Here is a 22684-nt window from a genome sequence, read left to right as displayed (position 1 = left end):
CCTTCGCTTGCGTCCTGCTCTCGTTGTTATCCGCGGTCAGCGGATGAGCGCCGCCTGCCCCGCGGTCTGCACAGGCCGGCCGATGCTCTCGCTCACCCCGGCCTCCGTGACGAGCACCGGCGTGAGCCGGCGCGTCTGTCCCGGAGCGCCGGGGAAGACAACCTGCATGTAATTGTCCGCGTGGCCGGCGAACCAGCCCGCCCGCGGGCCTTCCTTGATCTGCCGGTCGGGAATCACTTCGACCGTGCGGCCGACGAATTGGCGCGCGTAGGCGAGCTGCATCTCCTCGGAGAGCGCGATCAGGCGGCGTACCCGCTCCGCCTTGACGGCCTCGTCGACCTGCTCCTCCATCCGCGCCGCCGGCGTGCCGGTCCGCTTGGAATAGGGGAAGATGTGCATCTCGGAGAAGGCCATCTCCTGCATAAACCGGTAGCCGGCCTCGAAATTCTCCTCCGTCTCGCCGGGAAAGCCGACGATCACGTCGGTGGTGATGCCGACGTCGGGAAAGAGCCGGCGGATGCGGGCCACCCGCTCGCCGTATTCGGCGACGGTATACTTGCGGCGCATCCGCTTCAGAACCGAATCCTCGCCGGCCTGCAGCGGAATGTGGAAGTGGCGGCACAGCTTCGACGACGCGCCCAGCACCTCCAGCACGCTGTCGGTGATTTGGCTCGCCTCGATCGAGCTGATGCGAATGCGCTCCAGCCCGTCGATCCGGTCCAGCTCGCGCAGCAGATCGGCGAGCGAATAACCGTCCAGGTCTTCTCCGTAACCGCCCGTGTGGATACCGGTCAGCACGATTTCCTGATAGCCGCCTTCGACCAGCTGCCGGGCTTGCTGCAGCACATTCTCCGGCTTGCGGCTGCGCAGAAGGCCGCGCGACCAGGGAATGATGCAGAACGTGCAGAAGTTGTTGCAGCCCTCCTGAATCTTCAGGAAGCCGCGCGTCCGGTCTTCGAATTCGGGAACGTCAAGCTCCTCGAATTCCCGCGTCTTCATGATGTTGCGGACGATATTGATCGGCTCGCGCTCCTGCCGGTATTGGCGGATAAGCGGAAGGATCCGTTCGCGGTCTTGGGTACCGATGACGATGTCCACCCCGGGGATCGCGGCGATCTCCGCCGGAGCCGTCTGGGCGTAGCAGCCGGTGACGCAGACGATGGCGTCCGGATTGCGGCGGACGGCGCGGCGGATAATCTGGCGGCTCTTCTTGTCGCCGGAATTGGTCACCGTGCAGGTGTTGATGACATACACATCCGCTTCGGATTCGAAGTCCGTCTGCTCATACCCCTCATTCTTGAACAGCTGCCAGATGCCTTCGGTTTCGTAGTAGTTGACTTTGCAGCCCAAGGTATGAAACGCTACGCTCGGCATGCCTTCACCCTCCCATCTCCCCGTATTCGTACAAAATGCAGGCGGTTGCGGCCAGCCCCGCCGTCTCGGTGCGCAGGATGCGGGAGCCGAGACCGGTCGGACGCGCCCCCGCGCGTTCGGCTTCCTCCGCTTCGCGTTCGCTGAAGCCGCCTTCGGGGCCGATGATCACGAGGATGCGCGGCCGATCCGCCTGCGGGCCGCCGCCATCGCCCAGCGAAACGAATCGGAGGTTCTCCCCCGCGTTCAGCCTGCTGCGAACCCGTTGCACCCGATCCGCCACTGTCTCTCCCGCTTCACCGAGAAGGGTTCTCAGCTGCAGAGAGGACTCCTTCTCGTAACAGAACACGGCCAAATCGGCCTTCGGCACAAGGCCCAGCAGCTCGCTCCAGGCGAGCGGCGACCGGACTTCCGGCACGGCGCTGCGATGCGATTGCTCCGCCGCTTCCTTGACGATCTTGCGCCAGCGGTCGAGCCGCTTTTCTTCCTTCTTGGCGTCGTAATGGACCACCGTGCGTTCGGACAGGAAGGGCAGGAAGCCGGCCGCTCCCAGCTCGGTGCATTTCTGCAGGACCGTCTCCAGCTTGTCTCCCTTCGGCAGACTCTGGGCGACCCAGACCTCGACGGCGGCTTCGTTCGGGGGAAGCTCCTCGACGACGAGGCCCGCCGCCTCGCTCTTGCCGATGTCCGTCAACCGGACGCGGACCGAACGGCCCTGCCCGTCGCAACAGATAACTTCGTCGCCCGGCTCGGCGCGCATGACGCGAATGAGGTGATGGGCATCATCGCCCGTTATATGAACCCGGTCCGGCGACATGGCCGCCGGAGGCAAAAAATAACGCTGCATGAACAAACCTGCCTTTGCTTGCAAAGTGAAAACGGCGCAAACGCCAAGCTTCAATATACCCCGAACGACGGCAAAAAGCCAGCGCCAATGAGCGGCACCGGCATTCCGGCGAGACGGCGCGGCGGCCGTCAGACCGAGTAAATCAGCTGGCTCCAGTCGAACGAAAAGCCGAACAGCGCCGACAAGCCGCGCTCCATTCCCGTCAGTATCGGCCCCCGCAGGGCGAACAGTCGCCCCAGCGTGGCCGACGACAGACTCGGCACGAAGACGAGCAGCAGGAAGAGGAAGACGAACCATTGCCCCACTCCCGCAAGCTTGAGGCGCAGCCGAAGGGGCAGGAACGATTCCAGGATGCGGTATCCGTCCAGCGGCGGCAAGGGCAGCAGGTTGAACAGGAACAGAACCAGATTGAGCTGAATCAGGATGAGGAAGAACAGCGAGACCGCGACAAGCATCCCATGCGACATGCCTTCGAAGGCATTCGCCGCCTGCAGCAGATACAGCCCGAGCACGCCGAGCGCAGCCAGTAGAAGGTTGGCGAGCGGCCCTGCGAGCGAGACGATCAGATTCATCAGCCGCGGCCTGCGGAAATGGTTCGGGTTGATGAGCACCGGCTTCGCCCAGCCGAAGCCGACGAGGAAGATCAGGATCGTTCCGAAGAGATCGAGATGCACCCGGGGATTCAGCGTCACCCTTCCCATGGACCGCGGAGTCGGATCTCCGAAGCGGTCCGCCGTGTACGCATGGGCGAACTCATGGCAGGCGAAAGCCAGCATTAGAACCAGCAGATAGAAGGGCAGCCGCTCGGGATGTGCGGAGATCTCGGAGAGTCCCATCCGGTCAGGCTCCCTTCTCCGCTACGATCGCCACCCAATCCTCTTCCCGGTTCGTCTCGCGGATCACGAAGCCCGAACGGCGAAGCGCTTCCTTCACCGCCTCTTCCTTCGCTTCGATGATGCCGGAAGCGATATAGAAACCGCCCGGCCGGAGAGCCGCGTAGACATCGTCGGTGAAGGTCATGATGATCTCCGCGAGGATATTGGCCACGACCACGCGGACCGGCAGCCGGACGCCGAGCTCCTCCGCATGAAGGGCCGAGGCGGTCTGGCGGTTCGCCGCTTCTTCGCCGCTGAGTCCGCTCTCGCGGATCTCTTCGACCGTGGTTCCGCCGAGCACGCCGAGCAGGTCGCTCAGCCGAATCGTGACGCGGTCGGACAGGCCGTTCAGCTCCGTGTTTTCCTCGGCGCTTGAGATGGCGACCGGATCGAGGTCCAAGGCCAGCACATGCCTCGCCCCGAGCTTCGCGGCGGCCACCGCGAGGATGCCCGAGCCCGTTCCGACGTCGATGACGTCGTCGCCCGGCCGGATGACGCTTTCCAGCGTCCGCAGGCACAGGGCGGTCGTGGCGTGGGTGCCGGTGCCGAAGGCCATGCCCGGGTCCATCTCCAGGATGATCTCGTCGGAAGAAGCCGGCTCGTATTCCTCCCACGTCGGCTTGATCGTCAGCCGCTCGGACACCCGCAGCGGCTTGAAGTAGGCCTTCCAGGCGTGCGCCCAATCCTCCTCGTCGACGATTCGGGTCTCCATCGTCGGGCTTCCGGTGTCGATCTGGTAGCTTTCCAGCTCCTCATAGAACCGGTTCAGGTCGGCGAGCAGCGCTTCCACATCGGCCTCTCCCTCGGTAAAATACCCCTTGATCTCCGCCCGGCCCTCGGGAATGTCATTCAGCGGCTTCTCGTACCACTGCCCGAAGGACGTATCCCGCACCTTGTTCAGCGTGCCCGACTCTTCGATGGATACCCCGCCCGCTCCGAGCTCATGCAGGTGATTGCTTATCATTTCAATGGCTTCTTCGGTCGTATGTATGGTGATTTCATGCCAGCGCATTGCGCGTCCTCCTTCGTTCCCGTGCAAATCGGGTCTGCCGGCTCGGGTTTAAACCCGCAGCCTCCCTCATTGTACTATAGAGCGATAGGATGGGCAAAAGGACGTACCGGCGCCTGCGAACGGGCAAAAGAAAACCCGCCGATCGCGGCGGGCCGATGACAAATAGCAGCCGACGCAGACAATGCCGCTGAAAACAATCGTCGTTTCGTATACCGATCATTCTTCCGATCGCTGTTGCCCCCGGATTTCTTCAATTTAAGCTTTCTGCTTTCGAAATCCGCGGGCAAGGCGACCGTTGCCGCTTTTCCAGTACCGCCTGTCGGAAACTCCGCTCGGTGTTCAGCAGCCTCATCGCGGCGATTTCCTTCGCCGGTCTTGTCCATATTACGATGCCGAGCGGTCAGAGATAGCCTCCGGACTCTTCTACGGCGCGCAGAGCTTGGTGATGGGCTTCCTCCGGCACGACCGCCGACAGCACGAAATTGTGTCCGGTTACCGTCGGAGCTCCGGCCGCCAGCCCGCTTGCGCCCGGATCGGCCGCCAGGAGAATGCCTGCGTCCCGGCTGTCCACGTTCGCGTTCAGCGTAAGGCTGGCCAGGCTGGAGATATCGCCGCTGATGGCTGCGATCGGGCCGACTTCCGCATCGCCGGGGTAGCGGCCGAACGTGTCCACGCTTGTGTCGAGCGCCCGCAGCGCCTGCAGCTTGTGCTCCGCCGCTTCCGCTTCCTCCCGGGTCTTGAAGTAAGCGATCACCGTCTTCGTCCCATCAGTCATGGTCTTCTCCCGACAGAGCCCGGGCATCCGCCGCCGCGGCCCGCTCTTCCGCTTCGCGGTCGTCCGCGTCTGCGGCCGCCTCGTCGAAGACGACGTCCTCCGCCCGGCCGTTGTCGACTCCCAGCGTGTCCAAGGCATTGGTTTCCGCGTCCAGCGCCAATTCGACATCCTCCTTGTGCCAGGAGGATTGCTTGATGTTCCGCTCGTCCTGCAGTTCGTGATCCTTCATGGGGTTCCCTCCTCTTGAGTGAGATCCCTTGTATCTTACCCATTATTCTGCCAAATTACGCCTCTCGTCAGACCAGCGGACCGATACGGCCCTTAGAGGAGGGGAGGGAAGGCGGAGTCCGCTTGCAAATCGCGGAACCGCTCCTGCCGCTTCTCGCCGGTCCAGGCCAGCTCCGCCATGGCAAGCAGCGGTTCCCGGATGCCCGCGGCGACTTCCTCTTCCGTCTGGGCGGAGGGAGTGTCGCACCAAATCGCGAAGGAGCAGCCAACCAATTGCCCGGGGTACGGCCGATTGTATTCCTGCGCCTGCGCGTCGCTGACTTTGGGGAACAACCCGGGATGCCACGCCTCATAGATCCGTTCGGCCTCCGGATACTTGTAGCCCGCATTTTCGCCCAATACATAATAGAAAAACGAATCGTTGACGTTGATCACTTCATGCCCTTGATCCAGGAACGTCTGGACGGGAGCCATCTGCGCATGCCACTTGGTCCAATAGGTAATCTGGATGGAAGCCTTCGGATTCACCTTCTGATCCTGATTCAAGCGGTAGAGCCCGTCATTCCAGGCCCGCACGGCAAACCCCTTCCGTTCCAGGAGGTTTGCAATCTCGTTGAGGTAATCCACATAGGCGTCGATGCCTCCCCCGTCTTCGATTCCCAGCACATTCCGGGCGTAGCCGGCAAGCTGCGGGTAGGCGTCAAAGTTCTCAAAATCAATGAATTCGTCGCCGCCGATATGGAAGGAGGGGCTGTCCTTAAACACGTCGGCGTACTCCTCAATCAACTCTCTTGCAAAGGCGCGGGCTTCCGGATTGGCGATGTCCAGAGCGCCCTTCGCTTCTTTACCGTCCCGGTCTCTCAGAATCCATTCCGGGTGTGCCCGAAGCGCACAGGCCAAATGTCCCGGTGAATCCAGGGAAGGAATGACCGTGACGTGATACTTCCTCGCTTCCTCCAGCACGTCAAGCAGCTCCACCTTTGACCAATGGATCTCCGACATGACTTCCGGGTGGCGTTCGCTGGCCAGCCGAAAGCCTTCATTCTCGGAAAAATGCAGCTGCAGGGTATTGATTCTCAGCCGGGACAGCTCCCGGATGCGCTGCTTCATCCAGGCGGGGCTGTAATATTTCCGTCCCATGTCGATGTGAAGCGCCCGCTCCTTCATCACCGGATAATCGCGGATGATCCCGTAAGGCAGCGGCTTCTTCCCGAGCATACGCGCCATCAAGGTGCGCATGCCGTACAGCAGGCCCCGCTCGCTGCCGACCTGGACCTTGATGCATTCGCCCACGGCAATGGTGTAGGCTTCCGGCTCCGTTTCCTCGGCTGCTGTCCTCCGTTCGATGAGGATGTCTCCGGCCTCGGCGGCCGCCTCGCTCCCTCGGAGAATCGGCAGCTCTCCCAGCTCCGGCAGCTTCATCTGCCGAAGCTCTTCCCGAAGCAGCTCGAGGGTCTGCACCAAGAGCTCGTCGGGAGGCGATGTCTTATCGTCCAAGATCAGCAGTCGGGACTGCGGCTTCCCTACCCAGCCCGACTCCGTATGGGTTTCACAGGTTTGCACGCTCGATAGGACGTAATGGCTCTGCATTGGTTGATTGGGGTTCATCGGTTGTCCCTCTTCCGTATGGGATTGGTTTGTCATTGGTTTACCGCTCTCCACGCATCCACCTGGGATTGGGCTTCCCGGATAAGGGTGTCGATTCCGGCGGCCTTGAATTTTTCCATCGCCTTGGGCAGATAGACATCCGGATCGACGGAGCCTGTCATCAGCGGAACCCAGAACTCCTCCTTCACCGTTTGCACCGCGGCGAGTTCGTTTGTAACCTTCGAGGTGTCGAAGTTGAAGCCGAGCAGGGGAGCCGGAACGCCCGCATCGTTGAATCTCTTGAATTCCTCCCATTTGTTCGCGGGGTCGCCTTCATTCAGGTAGTTGATCATGATATTTCCCAGCGAGAAGGTCGGCATATCGTAGTTTTTCGCCCCGGGCAGATTCTTGATCATGTTGTCGCCGATCTTCTCGTAATGCACCCCTTCGATGCCCGAATCGAGCAGGTTGCGCAGGTACGGGTCTGTATTGAGCAGATTGAGGAATTCCATCGCCTTTTCCGGGTGTGCGGAATTGGCGGAGATGGCCTGCATCGACCCCATCACGGACCAGTTGAAGATATAAGGGTCCCCCGCCGGCGTCGAGACGACCGGATACCCGTAGCTGGCAGACCACAGGTTGTCGGCAAGCGGCTGAGTGGCGGCACGGTCCGTAAACCATTTTCCCGATTTGTACAGGTCGTCGACCGAAGTGGTGGTGGAGACTTCCGAGGACACATAGCCCGCCTCATAAAATCTCCGGACCGTATTTAAAGCCCGCTTCAATTCCGGCGTCTCCAGAATATTGACGACTTTATAGTCGTCGGTGCTTAAGTACACCGCCATCGGCATCTTTTCCATGATGTAGTCGAACGGCATCAGCGGCATGAAATCCTTGACCATGGCGTACGGAGTGATCGACGGCTCCTCCTCTTTGATTACCTTCAGAAGCGGCTCCAGGCTCTCCATGGAGGTTACCTTTGTTATGTCCAGATGGTATTTGTCCAGAAGCTGCTTGTTAAAGCGAAAGGCCTCCTGGGCCGGCAGCTCTTTATTGGCCGGAATCGCATAATGATGACCGTCTACCTTTGACCCTTCCAGGAAGGCCGGATCGATCGTTTCCTTGATCCCCTTGCCGTATCGATCGAGCAGATCATCCAGCTGCATGAATGCGCCCTTGCGCGCATACTGAACATAATCGAATGCCCAGGAGCTGGTGAAAAGAATGTCCATCGGTTCACCGGAAGCCACCATCACTTGCATTTTCTCCGCGTAATCGCCGAAGTCGATCATCTTCATCTCCAGAGTCGCGTTGAGCTTCTTCCGGGTATAGTTGTTCACTTCCTTCAATACGAGATCGAGATCCTTTTGCGGCGCGCCGATGGTGTACCAGATCAAGTGAACCGGGTTATCGGACGAGCCGCCCGCTGCGCCGGCGCTTCCCTCGGCGGCTCCCCCTGCGGAATGGGCTGCCGGGTCTGCGCTGCCCCCGCATGCACCCAATCCGAGTGAAAGCGCAAACAAAACGACCATCAGCCATGAATATCGCTTGTTTCTTCTGATCATCGGCTTTCCTGTCCTCCAGTCCGAGTGAACAAATCCTAGCTCTTCTTATACTGTATAAGACGAAAGCGTCACCAAATAGTAGACAAACAAAAGATTCCCTTGGATAAATTAAAGAAAATCCGGGACTTTAGGACAGGGTTTTGAACTGAGACGGTGTGAGACCGACAAATTTCTTGAACTGCTTGTAAAAGTAACCAATGTCCCAATACCCGACCTCGTTGGCGATATCCTGAACCTTCCGGTTCGTCGTCTGCAGGAGGTGCTTTGCCATTTCCACCCGGTAGCGGTTCAGGTAATCGGCAAAGGGTTCCCCCTGAGACTTGTGAAAGAGCTGTCCCAGATAGACCGGATGAATGTTGAATTCGGCGGCCAGCTTCTTCAGGGAAAGATTATCCCTATAATGCTTCTCAATATAAGCCAGCGCCTGATTGACGATCGGGCTTCTCACTTCCCGGTCGTACAGGTCAATGAGCCGGTTGGCCGACGCATGAAGAGTCTCGAACAGCTCCGGCAGCGACTGGGTCCTGCCGATGGCGAGCAGCTCCTGCTGGATCGACTCGCGTTCCTTCGCATCCCGAAGCTCCTTGATCAACACCCGAAAATACAGCATCCATTCCATGGCCACCGCCCTCAGCTGCTCGGGCGTCAGATTCTCCATCGGCTCCGCCTGAAGGTAAGCCTCCAGCTTCTCTCTTACGGCGTCGCGGTTTTTGGAGGCGATCAAGCTGGTATACTCCTGCCAATCGTCCGGCAAATACTCTTTGAGATCGCGGATGCGGTTGTTTAATTCTTCATAGAAGACCACCCGGCGCTCCGGGTGGATGGCCAGAAATTCCTGTCCCTGAAGGGCTTGTTCATAGCTCAAATGACAGGCGCAGGCTGTTTCTTCCACTCCTCCGACGGAGGCGCGAAGCCGGATGCCGGCCGGCCCCCCTGTCGTCAGCTCCTCGAGTACCGTTTTGAGTTCCTCCGGCCCCTGTGTGCTGTCTTCCCCATTGTGCAGAAGCACCAAATCATTGTTCATGTCCCAGAACGGGATTAGCGCAGGATGCTTTTCAAGAAAGTCGGCGGCGAGCGTTTGGAACGCCTCGGTAATCGGCTCCGCTTTTACTAGGGCTGCCTGAATGAACGGTTTCTCAATAGCCAGATCCAGCAGAGCCAAACGTTCCGCCAGCGCGTTGGGATCAATCTGATTGCGCATCCAGCGCAGCAGCACATTGTCCTTCAGCACCCCGGTGGTATAGCGCGTCCACTCCGCATGAACACGGGAGGCGTTCAGCTTTTCGACAATCGTCTCCAACGAACGTTGAAATTCCTCCAGGTTGATCGGCTTCAGCAGATAATTCTCAATTCCCAGGGACAAGCCTTCCTTAACAAACCGAAACTCGTCGTAGCCGCTTAACACAAGCACTTTCATCCCGGGGTGCAGGGGTTTGGCGGACCGAATCAGCTCGAGTCCATCCATCACCGGCATCGAGATGTCCGTAATTAACAGGTCAACCGGCGTATCGGCAAGCCGGTCCAGCGCTTCCTTCCCGTTCTCCGCCTGACCGACAATGTTCAGCCCGAGCTGTTCCCAATCCAGGATGTCGCGCAGCCCGTTGAGAATAAAGGGTTCATCATCGACGATAAACACGTGGTACATCGCTACTCCTCCTCCCCGATGCATGGAAAGGTAACCGAGACCGTCGTTCCGGTCCCTTCCGAGCTGTCGATTTCGATGCCGTAGGGCCTTCCGTACAAAAGCTTCAGCCGTTCGTCGATGCTGCGCAGTCCGAACGACTCCGAGCCGGATGAGCCGTTCCCGTCCGCCAGACTCTCCCGAAGCTGCCCGAGCTTCGCTTCCGGGATTCCTTTGCCGTTGTCGTGGACGACCGCGTGGATAAACGTCTCTTTCCGGCCGACGCGGATATGAATCTCGTTGTCCTTTTGGCCGGCTCGCATCCCGTGGACAATATAGTTTTCAACGATCGGCTGGAGCGACATTTTCAATACCGGCTTATCCTCCAATTCCGGTTCGCATTCCATGGTATACGTAAATCGGTCTTCATAGCGGATGCGGAACAATTCCAGGTACATCCGGCAGGCCTCCAGCTCATCCCGGAAGGTATACCGCACCTTGGGCCGGACAAAGGATTTGAAGAGCACCGACAGGCTGTAAATCATGCTGCCGACATCCTTCGCTCCGGTCGAGACGGCCCGCATCCGGATGACCTCCAGGGTGTTGTACAGGAAGTGGGGATTGACGCGGGCTTCCAGCGTCGCCAGCTCCATATGCTTTTGCTTGATCTCCGCTTTATAGACCTGATCGATATACTGGTTCAAGTCATCCAGCATGGCATTGAAGCTCTTGGCAATCTGCCCCAGCTCGTCCTCGCGGCTGTCGGAGATGCGCGCGCTGAGATCGCCGTTCTTCACCTTGTGCGTGAAGCGGATGATGCGGTGTACCCGCTTGGCGAAGCCCGAAATGAACATCGCCGGCACCAGCACCGCAATCAAAATGCATACGGCGGCAATGACGACAATGGTGCTGCGGGCGCTTTGGGAGGTCTCGGCCAGTTCCTTTTTCGAAATGAGGCTGACGACGGCATAGCCGGCCTGGCTTTGCGTCAACCGGGTGACCACCGTGCCGTTGATCGTCTTGTCGTCGGAGTCCATCCCCTCAAGCTCCAGATATTTCTGTCCGTACCGGGTGCCCGATGAGTCGAAGATCACTTCGTTCTGGCTCGAAAGCACGAGCAGCGTTCCTTTGAACTCTTTTTCATAGCGGTTGAGGCTTTGCCAGATCGAGCCGGAATCGAAATAAACCAGCAATTGGCCGATGTTGCGCAGGGTGGACTTGTTGCTGATGGGTACGCGCACCGAGAACATCGGCGACCGCTGCAGCTCGATGCTCTTCAGAATCCAGATATTCGGGACCGAGACCCGGCTGTTCTCCTCCAGATTCATCGTATCGGGAATGAACGAGCGGGAAGCGTTGGTAGGGACCGCATTGAGTCTGCGATTGCTGTAATAGTAGAGTATCTGCTGATTCGCGCTGTACAGCATCAGGCTGCGGATATCGGGATCATCGTCGATCTTGTTCTGATAATATTGCACAATGTCAGGGGACGGCTGATTCTCGCTCAGATAGTGGTCGAGCCGGTATTCCACGTAATCGCTGAAGCGGTTCTCCAGCAAAAAGGTTGCGTTGGCAGCCAGCCCTTCGTCCCGGTACACGTCGCGGATCGTATCCTGGACGGATTGGAACTTGTGGAACAGGTAATTGTTCACTCCATCCATCGCCTTGCGCTGGGTATCCATCTGCCGCTGTTCCGCCGACTGGGTGATCAGCGTCATGACCAGCGAAGAGAACACCAAGATCGTCACGATAAAGATACAAGAGACAATGATCGTGAATTTAAGAAATAAATTATTCTTAAAATAGTTCGCATACAGCGTCTCTCTGCGCATCAACGCCCCTCCTTGAAGCTCTACATCCAAGTATACCACGGATTTGGAGTTCCGGAATGAATCCGGTTGCAAATCGCTTCAATTCCATTATTTCCCTCGTTAGTAAGTATGCGTATCCGGCGAACCCTTCTGGCCGGCGTCCCGCAAAAACGCCAATTGCCATCGGGGAAGACCGACGGCAATTGGCGGCTTTATTCGGTTTATCCCCCAGGCCGTGCGAGGGGGATCCCACTCATTCGTGCCCGTTGCGGCGAATGCCGACCGTGGCGATCTCGAACCCGCCGAGCGTCAGCTCCAGCGAGCCTCCGGCCGTCAGCAGCGGAGCGGGTTCTTCCAACACCGTGGTCTTGTAGCAGCCGGAAGCGGAGAACTCCGTATCCACCTGCAGAACGCACGGTGCTCCGTCCAGATTGAACCAGCGAAGCATGAGGTCGCCGCTGCTCTCGTTCACGCTCAGCGAGGACCAGGCGGCGGTAGCGCCTTCCCATCGCAGTGGAGCATAAACGGGCGGGATGCTGCCGGTGTGCAGCTCCGCCTGAGCGCAGGTCCAGAGAACCTGGAACTGGTACGCTTCGGCTGCAGCTCCGGAGGCTACCGCATCTCCGTCATGCGGAAGGAGCAGCAGTTCGGCCGTATGGCTGCCCAGGCATTGGGCTTCCGGCGTCGGGAACCAGCCCCAATCGCCCAATTCGCCGACGCAGCGCAGCAGGGTGACGGCGATGGTGTTGCGGCCGTCCCGCAGGATTTCGTATTCGTTCAGCCCCAGGTTGGCGACCGTAAGGCCCGCGCCCTCCTGCGAGACATCCACGAACGCCTGCTGGTGTTGTGTGTTGCTCGGGTTGCGCCATTCGGGCGACGGCTCGTTCGGGCGCACCGCCAGCTCGAACATGGAGTCGGCGCGATGATCGGTTGCGGCCAGGTCCGTCGGGAACAGCATCCGCAGCCGGTGGTCCTTCGCGGTGTTGGCGATGAAGCTCTGCACCTTCAGGCCCCTGCCGCTCCGCTCCAGGCTCAGCACCGTGCGCAGTTCAAGCCGGACCGTCCCGGTAGAGCGCTGTGCCTGCCGTTCGGGATAATAGACCAGCGCGCGCTGCTCCCCCTCCAGAAGGCCGTCGGCAGATGCCGGAATGTCCCAGGCGTGGCGGATTTCCATAGAAGCGCGGTACGGCGCATCCTCCAGCACGCGGATGTCCGCCGCCAGCCCCTTGGTGGTCAGCGGCGTTTCCCCTTGCGGCTGGCGGTACATGTATTCGTTGCCGATATCGCCGGTATTCTCGTAGACGCCGAGGTCCCGGTACACCCGGCCGCTCGGTTTGTGCGCCAGCGTGAACGAACCGTCTTCGGCAAGCTCGATGCGCAGCGTATCGTTCTCCAGCACACGTTCCCCGCGCAGCAGAGAAGCCTCCGGCTTCGGCGCGGAGTCCGCCGCGTCTTGGCCGGCACAGCCGTTCGGCCGCACCCAGGCGTAGGTGCGCAGGCCGAGCGCCGGCACGCCGACCGCCTCGAAGGTCAGCCGGACCCGGCGGCACATGTAGGCCTGGCGGAAGCGGTCCTCCGGCAGGTCATACCCGAACGACAAGCCGAGGTCCTCCGCCGTGCAGGGGATTGCTCTGCCGCGCTCATCGACCAGCGTCCGCCCTTCCAGGCGGACCGCCTTCATCCGGCGGGCCGTCTCCTCCAGCGGCAAGCCCTCGCGCAGGTAGAGCCGGGCAGCGTCAAGCTCCACGCTGACCGTTCCCGTGCGGCTCCAGCCGCTGGTGTTGGCCGCGACCAGCGGCAGCGGGTCCTCGCCGTAAGCGGCAAAGACGGATGTGTCCACCGCGCCGGCTAGGGTCCGCATGCTCTCCTCCACGATGCCTTCGGCAACGTGGCGGCTCTTCTCGAAGCGGGTCACCATCTCGCGGTGAACCTCATCTACGCTGCAGCCGCAGATGGAATCATGCGGATGGTTCTGGAGCAGCGTCTTCCAGGCATAGGTGAACAGGTGGTGCGGATATTCGCCGCCGTTCAGCCGGGCCAGCGAAGCGAGCGGCTCCGCCACCTTCTCCAGCAGCGCCTGGCCGCGCTGGTTCATCTGCTTCAGGTACACGCGGGCGGAGGCGGTGTTGACCAGTGTTCCCCAGCCGTCGGTGCGCTGGCTGCGCAGCTCGCCCTTGACGGTGGAAAGACCGCGGGCAAGAGCCGCAGCCTCCACGGCCTTGACGTACGCCGGGAAGGTGGAATGGATAAACCGGACATCCGGGTACAGCTCCTGCGCCGTGCGGAGGGCGTCCGGCAAGTCCAGCTGCAGCGGCTGATGGTCGCAGCCGTTCATGAACAGCAGCTCGTCCGTGGCCGCAAACCGCTCGGCGTCGGCCAGCTTGCGGTCCCAGAACGCTTTCGCTTCGTCCGGATTCGCCGGAATCTCATTCCCGTTCGAATACCAGTTGGCGAACAGGATGCCGAGCACCTTGGAGCCGTCCGGTCCTTCCCAGATCAGCTCGGAGAAGGAGGATTCGTAGCCGTCGTCGGAGACGGTGTTGTTGAACCCGGTCGGCTTGACGCCGCGGCCGAAGAAGACGTTGCCGATTCCGGCCTGGGCCATCAGCTGCGGAATCTGCCCGGCCAACCCGAAGGTATCGGGGAAGTAGCCGATCTTCGAGACCTCTCCCCAGCGGCCGGCGTCCTTATGCCCGAGCTGAAGGTTGCGCACATTGGCTTCCGGGCTCGTCAGGAAGGCATCCTGGAGAATATACCAGGGGCCGATGCCGATCCGGCCTTCGCGGATTTGCCGCGCAAGCCTCTCCCGGTTCTCCGGGCGGATCTGCAGGTAATCTTCGATGATGATCGTCTGCCCGTCGAAGAAAAAGGCCTTGAAGTCCGGGTCCTGCTCCAGCTTGTCCAGCAGGCTGTCTACCAGTCGGACGAGCCGGATATGATGCTGCTCATAGGGCAGGTACCACTCCCGGTCCCAATGGGAATGGGAGAGAATATGGGCCGTTCGCTGTTTGTCCATCGGTGGTTACACCTCGGTTTCCAAAGGATACTCCTTCATGTAAGCCAGCAGCTCGTCCACGGTGGTAAAGGCCATTCCCGTGACGGTATCGGCGCAGCCGTAGTAAATCGTGATCCGGCCGGTGGCGGAATCGGTGAGCGCCGCGCAAGGGAACGTGACGTTCGGCACATCTCCTACGCACTCATACAGCGTCTCCGGGCCGAGGATGTAGTTGCGCGAGCGCGCCTTGACCTTCCACGGCTGATCCAGGTCCAGAAGGGCGACGCCCATGCGGTAGACAAACCCGTTGCAGGTGTTGATAACGCCGTGGTAGATTAGCAGCCAGCCCTCGTCGGTTTCGATCGGGATCGGGCCCGGGCCGATTTTCTTGGACTGCCAGGCGGAGGCATCGCCGCTGATCGTTCCCATCACATAGCGGTGCTTGCCCCAGAAGGTGAGATCGGGGCTCTCGCTGAAGAAAATATCGCCGAACGGCGTATGCCCGGTATCGCTGGGACGGCTGAGCATGGCGAAGTTGCCGTTGATCTTGCGCGGGAACAGCACGCCGTTGCGGTTATAGGGCAGGAAAGCATTCTCCAGCTGATGGAACGTCTTGAAGTCGTACGTGTAGGCCAGTCCGATGGTCGGGCCGTGATAACCGTTGCACCAGGAGATGTAGTACCGGTCATCGATCTTGCATACCCGCGGATCGTAGCGGTATTCGCGCTTGGTGATCTCTTCGTCTCCCTCGAACTGGATCGGGTCGGGGTTAATCGTCCACTTGACGCCATCGGCGCTGAAGCCGGCGAAGATATCCATACTGACCGACCGGGAGTCGCAGCGGAAGACTCCGGCGAACCCGTCCTCAAAGGCAATGACGGCGGAATTGAACACGCTGTTGGAATTGGGAATGGCGTTGCGGGGGATGATCGGGTTGGCGCTGTAGCGCCATACCGGTGCGTTCGTTCCTTCCGGCTTGTTCTCCCACGGAAGGTTGGGCAGCTCGGCTCCGATAATTCGGCTCATAGGACAGTCTCCTTTGTCTGGTTCATAGTTGGGATGAAATAGTCGGAATGGAATAGTCGGAATACAATAGTTGGGATTAATTACGGAACAGGTCTCCAGGCGGCAGCGCCTGGACGGACCTGCGCCGAATGAGTCTGCATAAAGGGTCTTGGACGAGTCAGACAGGGCTTACAGAATCCCCAGCTTCAAGGCCTGCCAGACTAGCTGCGAGAACAGGCTGTTGGACCAGGCAAACCAGCTGCGGGTAAACACCTGCGGATCGTCCGCCAGGAAGCCTTCGTGCATGTAGCCGGTATCGGCGTCGGTCGCTTCCAGCATGGCGATCATCCGCAGCTTCTCTTCCGCCGTGTCGGCCGTCAGGCCCTGCATGGACAGCGCCATGTGCCAGATGTACCCCGGCGGTGTATGCGGGCTGCCGATGCCTTTGGCGGCTGCGCCTTCGTAGTAATACGGATTCTCCTTGCTGAGCGCGAAGCGCCGGGTGTTCTGATACACCGGGTCGTCGTTCGTCACATAACCGAGGTAAGGGATCGACATGAGCCCCGGCGTTCCCGCATCGTCCATCAGACAGTAGTTGCCGAAGCCGTCGGTCTCGTAGGCGTAGATCGGCCCGAACTCCGGATGGCGGTAGATGCCGTACAGCTTGATGCCGTGATCGACCTCCTGCTCCAGCCTCTTCAGCTCCGCCAGGAAATTCAGATCGCGGAACACCCACTCGGCAAAATCCTGCATCTGGCGCAGGGCCACGACGGCGAACATGTTGCCGGGAATGTTGTAATGGAAATCGCAGGCATCGTCGCTCGAACGGAAGCCGGACCAGATCATGCCCGTGTAGTTGACCGGCATGCCCAAGCCGTCGTTCTGCAGCGTGTCCTCCCTAATTCCGTTATTGCGCATAAACCGGTACGGGGACTGCTCGGCATGATGCTGCTCCCGCTTGAACAGGTCGAAGATCAGCCGCAGCGCTTTCTTGAAATCGGCGGTGAAAATATCCGTCCGCTTCGTCTCCTCCCAGTAGGCATGCGCCAGCCGGATGACGAAGCAGAGCGAATCGATCTCGAACTTGCGCTCCCAGACCCACGGCGACAGCTCCGTAACATCGGCCGCGTTCCAGTGCCAGTCGTTGGCGGATTCATTGAACGCATTCGCATACGGATCGATCAGAATGTACTGGATATGGCGTTTGATCAGCCCGCCGATGATGCGTGCCAGCTCTTCATCTTCTTTGGCGAACGGCACGTAATGGATCATCTGCTCGACCGAGTCGCGCAGCCAGCACGCCGGGATGTCTCCCGTGATGACGAAGGTTGTTCCGTCCTCGAGCAGCTTGGTTGTCGTCTCCAGCGTGTTGGGGAAGCAGTTGCGGAACAGCCGGGCGAGCTTCGGCCGATGCGCCAGTTTCTCCTCGGCTTCCGCGAGCACCGCGGCGATCGACCGCGGCAGCGGCAGCTCTGGCATGGAGATAGCGGGAAGTCTGAATTGTTCCAAGTGGGTTCACTCCTCCGGCCGTCCGTCGGCCTGTTGCGTAATGGCAAGAATTTTGATTGTCTTGATTTCAAACGGGGCAAACTCCAGGTCCAGCCAGCCTTCCTCAACAGAGAGAGGCGCGAGCTCTTCTTCGAGCGCATTGGACTGGAATACCCCGGCATGGGGCAGCGGCCAGCGCAGGCGCACCGTCTCGCGGCCGCCGGCAGACTCATACAGCCGCAGAACGCTGCCGGTTCCATCCTCGGAGACCTTGACCGTATCCAGCACCGTGTGGTCGCCGATGAATTCGAGCAGCGATGCGGAGGCCGGTCGCGATCCCTCTCCGCCGGAGCAGGGAACCATGACGGCAGCGGTGTTGAGCTCAGCCGCTTTGCGCAGCGTATGCGCCTCGCGCCAGTCTCCCCGGTGCGGGTACAGCGAATACGTGAATTCGTGGGACCCGAGGTCCGCCCCGCGATCCGGCCACTTCGGCGCCCGCAGCAGCGACAGTCGAATCGTGCTGCCCTGCGTGTCATACCCGTACTTGCAGTCATTCAGCAGGCTGACGCCGTAGCCATGCTCGGACACGTCGGCGAACCGATGGCCGCACACTTCATACTGGGCTTGCTCCCAGCTGGTATTGCGGTGCGTCGGCCGCCCGATCGCCCCAAAGGGAATCTCGTAGGTAGCCTTGTCGGTGAGCACGTCGATCGGGAAGCCGACCTTCAGCAGCTTGTGCGCTTCGTTCCATTCGACGCGGGTCTTGAAGTCGATCCGCCGGTCGTGATGGTACAGAACCAGCTCCTGCTCCAGCACCGATTCCCCGATGCGCCATTTGAAACCCAGCACGTCGCAGATGCCGCCCGCGGAGATCAGCTTCTTCTCCAGCAGCTCCGCCTCGCCGGCCGACTGTTGCTCGTAGCGGCTGTCGATATCCCAGGCGTCCCAAAGAACGGGGCGGTCATGGAAGAAATGGAAGCGGTTCGCCCGTTCGCCCGGCTTGACTACCTCGCGCCGGGCTTCCTTGTCGAACAGGCTGACGATCTCGCCGCGCTCGTTGAACCGAAGCCGGTAATACGCCGTTTCCCACGTATCCCCCAGCTCATCCGGGCGGCTTTGCGGTGTCTCGGCCGCTTCGCCCTCCGCTTCCCTCAGCCATACCACGCGGTAGCCGAACGCAGGCACTTCCGGGACGCGGACGCGCAGCCTGGCGCTGTCCGGAAGCACTTCCGAGTCCAGCCGCTCTCCGTTCTCTCCGTAGACAGCCTGGAGATCGCCTTCCTGTCCGTCCAGCGGAAGCTCCACGGTCATGTCGCGGGTCCAGCCGAGGCTGTTCAGCACCGCGAACTTACGGCCTTCGCCTTCTCCGCCGATTCCTGACACCGTTGCTTCCGCTGCCGCTCGCAGGCTGCGTTCCCCGAGCTCAAAGATCTGCCGGTACTCCTTCTCCGAGGTCTCATAGACCTCGGAAATGGACGACCCGGGGATTATGTCGTGGAACTGGTTGAGCAGGATCAGCTTCCAGCCCTCCTGCAGATCGTTCCCGACCCGGGCGGACGCATGGGACGGGAGAATGCTTCTGGCCAGCGCCAGCCACAGCTCGGCTTCCCGGTACAGCATCTCCGCCTTGCGGTTGCTGCGCTTGTTCCGGGCGTGGGTGGTGAAGGTGCCGCGGTGCAGCTCCAGATACAGATCCCCCCGCCACACCGGAAGGTTAGGACTCGCCTGCCTGATGCCCTCGAAGAAATCCGCCGCCGAGCTGTAAGCGGCTGCCGGCTGGCCGATCATGAGATCGGAGCGGTTGATGTATTCCAGCATCTCCCGCGTCACGCCGCCGCCGCCGTCGCCGTGTCCGTACAGCAGCATCTGTTCGCTGTGGATGGCCTTCTCGCGGAAAGAGCCCCAATGCGCGTCAATATCCTTCGGCAGAGTATTCTCGTTGTTGCCATGGTTCATGAAGGAGAGAATCGGCGTTCCGTCGATCCCGACCCAGTGGAACAGGTCGTAGGGGAACACGTTCGTATCATTCCAGCCCAGCTTGGTGGTCATGAAGTACTGCATGCCGCCGTGCTTCAGAATCTGCGGCAGCGAAGCGCAGTAGCCGAACGTGTCCGGCAGCCATTCGATCTGCGAGCGCAAGCCGAATTCCTGCTCGTAGAACCGCTGGCCGTACAGCATCTGCCGCATCAGCGATTCACCGCTCGGGATGTTGAGGTCCGGCTCGACCCACATGCCGCCGACCAGCTCCCAGCGCCCTTCCATGACGCGCGCCTTAACCCGGGCGAATAGTTCCGGATCGTTGTCTTTCAGATACTGAAACAGCTGCGGCTGGCTCTGCGCATACCGGTAGTCCGGATATTCGTCCATGAGCGCATCGACCGTCGAGAACGTGCGACTGGCCTTGCGCACGGTTTCCCGGGCCGGCCACAGCCAGGCGATGTCGATATGCGACTGGCCCACCATATGGATCCGGCCCTCGGCGTTGCCGCCGATGCTCCGCACGCTGGCGGACAGGGCCTCCTCGATCCGGTGCAGGGCGCTCCCTTCGCGGATGTCTTCGGGCCGGAGGGCGTCAAACGCATCCATCGCGCGCAGCAGCGCTTCCTCCATTCGTACCCGGCGGAAATCGCCGACCGGCAGCAGCAGAGCCGAGTCGCGGACGATCGTCGCGGTGTACATCAGCGACTGGGCAGGCCGGTTGGCCCTGACCAGCATCGCGGCAACGGCACGGATCGGCGGCTGAATCACCGCCTGCTTGTTCAGCGGATCATCCGGCTCGGGAATCGGATCATACAGCTCGATCTCAAGCTCCGGACGGCGGCCCGTCTTCTCCGGATTCAGTGCGGCATACGTGTGGTTGCGGTCAACCCCCTGCCGGGAAACGCCGTTGACGCGCAGAAGACCTTCTCCGCCGGACCGGAACGTGAGCCCCACTTCGCTTGCCGGCCATTCGGCCGGAATGTCCACGGACGTGCGGAAGAAATACGTCGTTCCCTGCACGCTGGGGAATAAGGCGAATGCCTCGCTGCCCGCGAACGGCTCCGAAGGGCCGTAATCGCCGGGCAGACGGTATTCCGAGGTGTGCACCCGCCAATCGGCAATCGTCCGCTGTTCGAGCCACTGCCGCTCCTCCAGCTCGCGGATGAGTCGGTTGATTCGTTCCATATGTTCCATGGTTATCCCTCCTCCACGGTAAGCTCAGTCGTAAGCGTATCCTCGACATGGCGGCCGACGCCGATGCGGAACACGCCCGGTTCCACAACCGGCGTGTAATCCGGCCCGATATAACACAGCTCAGCTGCACCGACCGTAAAGGAGACGCTCTTCTTCTCGCCCGGCTCCAGCCAGATTTTGCGGAAGCCTTTCAGCTCCTTGGCCGGACGGGTCACGCGGCTCACCACATCCGAGATATATAGCTGAACCACCTCGGCACCAGCCCGTGTACCGGTGTTCTCCACGTTGACCGTGACCTGGCAGGTGCCTTCGGGACCGATGACCGCCGGCTCCGCCCTCAGGCTGTCATACGTGAAGTCGGTATAACTCAACCCGTACCCGAACGGGTACCGGGGCTGTGTATTGCCCTCCAGATACCGCTTGCCCCGCGAGCGCTTGCCCCGGTAATGAACGGGCAGCTGGCCCGCGTCGACGGGGACGGAAATCGTCAGACGGCCTGACGGATTGACATCGCCGAACAGGATGTCGGCAACGGCGTGTCCGCCTTCCTGGCCGGGGTACCAGGCTTCCAGAACCGCGTCCGCCTGTTCGTCGATCCACGGTTCGGCGACGGGACGACCGCTCAGGTAGACGACCGCAAGCGGCTTGCCCAGCTCCTTCAGCCGCTTGGCCAGCTCCAGCTGGACGCCGGAAAGGTGCAGCGACATCCGGTCGATGCCTTCGCCGCAGTCCATATCGCTCAGTTCATTCTCCGTGACCTTCGAGGCTCCGGTCCGCAGATCAATGCTGCCTTCCCCGAAGTCCCGAGCGCTGGAGCCGCCCAGAACCAGCACGATGACATCTGCCCCGGCCGCCGTCTCCAGCGCGTAGTCGAACCCTTCGTCCGACAGATCCTTGATCCGGCAGCCGGGCGCGTACCGGACTCGGTCCGGCTCGGCGGCTAGCTTGCCGCGGATGCCGGCGAGCACCGTCGCCACCTTGTCCGGCGGCTGCGGCGAGGTGTAATCGCCGAGCTGATTGTAGCCGTTGTCAGCATTGGGGCCGATGACGGCGACAACCCCGGCGCTTTTGGACAGCGGAAGCAGGCCGTCGTTCTTCAGCAGTACGATGCCTTCCGCAGCAACCCGGCGTGCCAGCTCCGCATGGGCGGCGCTGCCGATGACCGCTTCCGCGCGGTCGGGATCGGCGAATGGCCGTTCAAACAGGCCCAGCCGGAACTTGAGTGCCAGCACACGGCCCGCTGCCTCATCGACCAGAGACTCGGCCAGCCTGCCGCTGCGGACGGCATTCAGCAGATGGCGGCCAAACATCTCGCCCGACATCTCCATGTCGATGCCGGCCCGCACGGCCTGCGCGGCGGCATCCTCGCCGCTCGCCGCCGTATCGTGTCCGGCTGCGAGCATGTCGATGGCGCCGCAGTCGGTAATCACCATGCCGTCAAAGCCCCATTCGTCCCGCAATATCCCTCGCAGCAGCTCTTCATTGGCCGTGCAGGGCACGCCGTCAATTTCATTGTAGGCGGGCATGACGGAAACGGCGCCGGCCTCGACCGCTTTGCGGAACGGGTAGAGGTCCGTCTCCAGCAATTCCCGCTTCCCCATCGACACGGGTCCGGCGTTGCGACCGCCTTCGGAGCTGCCGTAAGCAACAAAATGCTTCAGGGTTGCGCCGACCGCGTTCTCATCCGCCAGCGAATCCCCCTGCAGCCCTTCGACAGACGCCACCGCAAACTCGCCGGTCAGGTAAGGGTCTTCGCCGAAGCACTCCTCGGTGCGTCCCCATCTGGGGTCGCGCACCACGTCCAGCACCGGCGAATAGGTAACCGCGCCGCCCTGGGCCCGCGTCTCCCGCGCGACCACCCGGCACATCTCGCGGTACAGCTCCGTGTTCCAGGTGCTGCCAAGCAGCAGCGGAACCGGAAATACGGTCGCGCCGATCGCCATATGCCCGTGCGAGCACTCTTCGCCGATTAGCAGCGGAATGCCGAGCCGAGAATGCTCCAGCGCATAGCGCTGGATGGCATTCACCGCCTCGGCTCCAGCGCGCGGGCTCAGGCCTGTCTCCAGCGTGACGCCGGTCCAAGGGTCCGCCCGCAGCGTGCCGTACAGCGCACCGACGCCGCCCTCGCGGATGCGGCGCTTGAAGCTCTCTTCCAGCTTCACTTCGCCGTCTCTATGGTCATAGGTTTGCCAGCCGAACAGCTGGATCAGTTGGCCCACCTTTTCTTCCAACGTCATCAGACCGAGCAGGTGCGCGGTCCGCTCCTGTACGGATCTGGCAGGGTCTCGATACAACATGCTTCTTCCCACTTCCTTTCGATCAGACGGGCA

At 61.0% G+C, this 22684-nt stretch carries 16 protein-coding genes; all 16 read right to left on the bottom strand.

Features of this window, described 5'->3' with window-relative positions; all coding sequences use genetic code 11:
- Positions 1 to 36: 36 nt before the first annotated feature.
- Positions 37 to 1374 (bottom strand): tRNA (N(6)-L-threonylcarbamoyladenosine(37)-C(2))-methylthiotransferase MtaB, encoded by a 1338-nt coding sequence (gene mtaB, locus ACSEXS_RS11170; RefSeq protein WP_438433309.1) that lies wholly within the window; start codon positions 1372 to 1374, stop codon positions 37 to 39.
- Positions 1375 to 1378: 4 nt separating this feature from the next.
- Positions 1379 to 2218 carry an RsmE family RNA methyltransferase gene (locus tag ACSEXS_RS11165; RefSeq protein ID WP_438433308.1) on the bottom strand — a complete coding sequence of 280 codons (840 nt, stop codon included), beginning with the start codon at positions 2216 to 2218 and terminating at the stop codon, positions 1379 to 1381.
- Positions 2219 to 2346: 128 nt separating this feature from the next.
- Positions 2347 to 3054, bottom strand: a complete 708-nt coding sequence (locus ACSEXS_RS11160) for a site-2 protease family protein (protein WP_438433307.1) — start codon at positions 3052 to 3054, stop codon at positions 2347 to 2349.
- A gap of 4 nt (positions 3055 to 3058) precedes the next feature.
- On the bottom strand, positions 3059 to 4105 hold the full coding sequence (prmA, locus tag ACSEXS_RS11155; protein ID WP_438433306.1) for a 50S ribosomal protein L11 methyltransferase: 1047 nt from the start codon (positions 4103 to 4105) through the stop codon (positions 3059 to 3061).
- Between the two features lie 74 nt (positions 4106 to 4179).
- Positions 4180 to 4488, bottom strand: coding sequence for a hypothetical protein (locus ACSEXS_RS11150; protein ID WP_438433305.1), 309 nt, complete (start codon positions 4486 to 4488; stop codon positions 4180 to 4182).
- 17 nt (positions 4489 to 4505) lie between these two features.
- Positions 4506 to 4880 carry a hypothetical protein gene (locus tag ACSEXS_RS11145; RefSeq protein ID WP_438433304.1) on the bottom strand — a complete coding sequence of 125 codons (375 nt, stop codon included), beginning with the start codon at positions 4878 to 4880 and terminating at the stop codon, positions 4506 to 4508.
- The gene (locus tag ACSEXS_RS11140) at positions 4873 to 5109 is read right to left on the bottom strand and encodes a hypothetical protein (RefSeq protein ID WP_438433303.1); all 237 of its coding nucleotides are present in this window, start codon (positions 5107 to 5109) and stop codon (positions 4873 to 4875) included. Before ACSEXS_RS11140 ends, ACSEXS_RS11145 begins: the two co-directional genes overlap by 8 nt.
- A gap of 92 nt (positions 5110 to 5201) precedes the next feature.
- Positions 5202 to 6716, bottom strand: a complete 1515-nt coding sequence (locus ACSEXS_RS11135; protein ID WP_438433302.1) for a beta-N-acetylhexosaminidase — start codon at positions 6714 to 6716, stop codon at positions 5202 to 5204.
- Between the two features lie 32 nt (positions 6717 to 6748).
- Complete coding sequence (locus ACSEXS_RS11130) at positions 6749 to 8260, bottom strand: ABC transporter substrate-binding protein (protein ID WP_438433301.1); 1512 nt, start codon at positions 8258 to 8260, stop codon at positions 6749 to 6751.
- 127 nt (positions 8261 to 8387) lie between these two features.
- Complete coding sequence (locus ACSEXS_RS11125) at positions 8388 to 9905, bottom strand: response regulator (RefSeq protein WP_438433300.1); 1518 nt, start codon at positions 9903 to 9905, stop codon at positions 8388 to 8390.
- A 2-nt stretch (positions 9906 to 9907) separates the two neighbouring features.
- Positions 9908 to 11713 (bottom strand): sensor histidine kinase, encoded by a 1806-nt coding sequence (locus ACSEXS_RS11120; protein WP_438433299.1) that lies wholly within the window; start codon positions 11711 to 11713, stop codon positions 9908 to 9910.
- Between the two features lie 232 nt (positions 11714 to 11945).
- Positions 11946 to 14708, bottom strand: coding sequence for an alpha-mannosidase (locus ACSEXS_RS11115; RefSeq protein WP_438433298.1), 2763 nt, complete (start codon positions 14706 to 14708; stop codon positions 11946 to 11948).
- Between the two features lie 6 nt (positions 14709 to 14714).
- Complete coding sequence (locus ACSEXS_RS11110) at positions 14715 to 15713, bottom strand: glycoside hydrolase family 130 protein (RefSeq protein ID WP_438433297.1); 999 nt, start codon at positions 15711 to 15713, stop codon at positions 14715 to 14717.
- A gap of 168 nt (positions 15714 to 15881) precedes the next feature.
- On the bottom strand, positions 15882 to 17201 hold the full coding sequence (locus ACSEXS_RS11105) for a glycoside hydrolase family 125 protein (RefSeq protein ID WP_438433296.1): 1320 nt from the start codon (positions 17199 to 17201) through the stop codon (positions 15882 to 15884).
- 6 nt (positions 17202 to 17207) lie between these two features.
- The gene (locus tag ACSEXS_RS11100) at positions 17208 to 20345 is read right to left on the bottom strand and encodes an alpha-mannosidase (protein ID WP_438433583.1); all 3138 of its coding nucleotides are present in this window, start codon (positions 20343 to 20345) and stop codon (positions 17208 to 17210) included.
- A gap of 11 nt (positions 20346 to 20356) precedes the next feature.
- Positions 20357 to 22651, bottom strand: a complete 2295-nt coding sequence (locus ACSEXS_RS11095; RefSeq protein WP_438433295.1) for a glycoside hydrolase family 3 N-terminal domain-containing protein — start codon at positions 22649 to 22651, stop codon at positions 20357 to 20359.
- Positions 22652 to 22684: the final 33 nt, after the last annotated feature.

It is taken from the genome of Gorillibacterium terrae (assembly GCF_051594785.1).
Lineage (GTDB): Bacteria > Bacillota > Bacilli > Paenibacillales > NBRC-103111 > Gorillibacterium.
The sequence above is the reverse complement of the archived record's forward strand: the minus strand, read 5'-3'. Positions and strand labels throughout refer to the sequence as shown.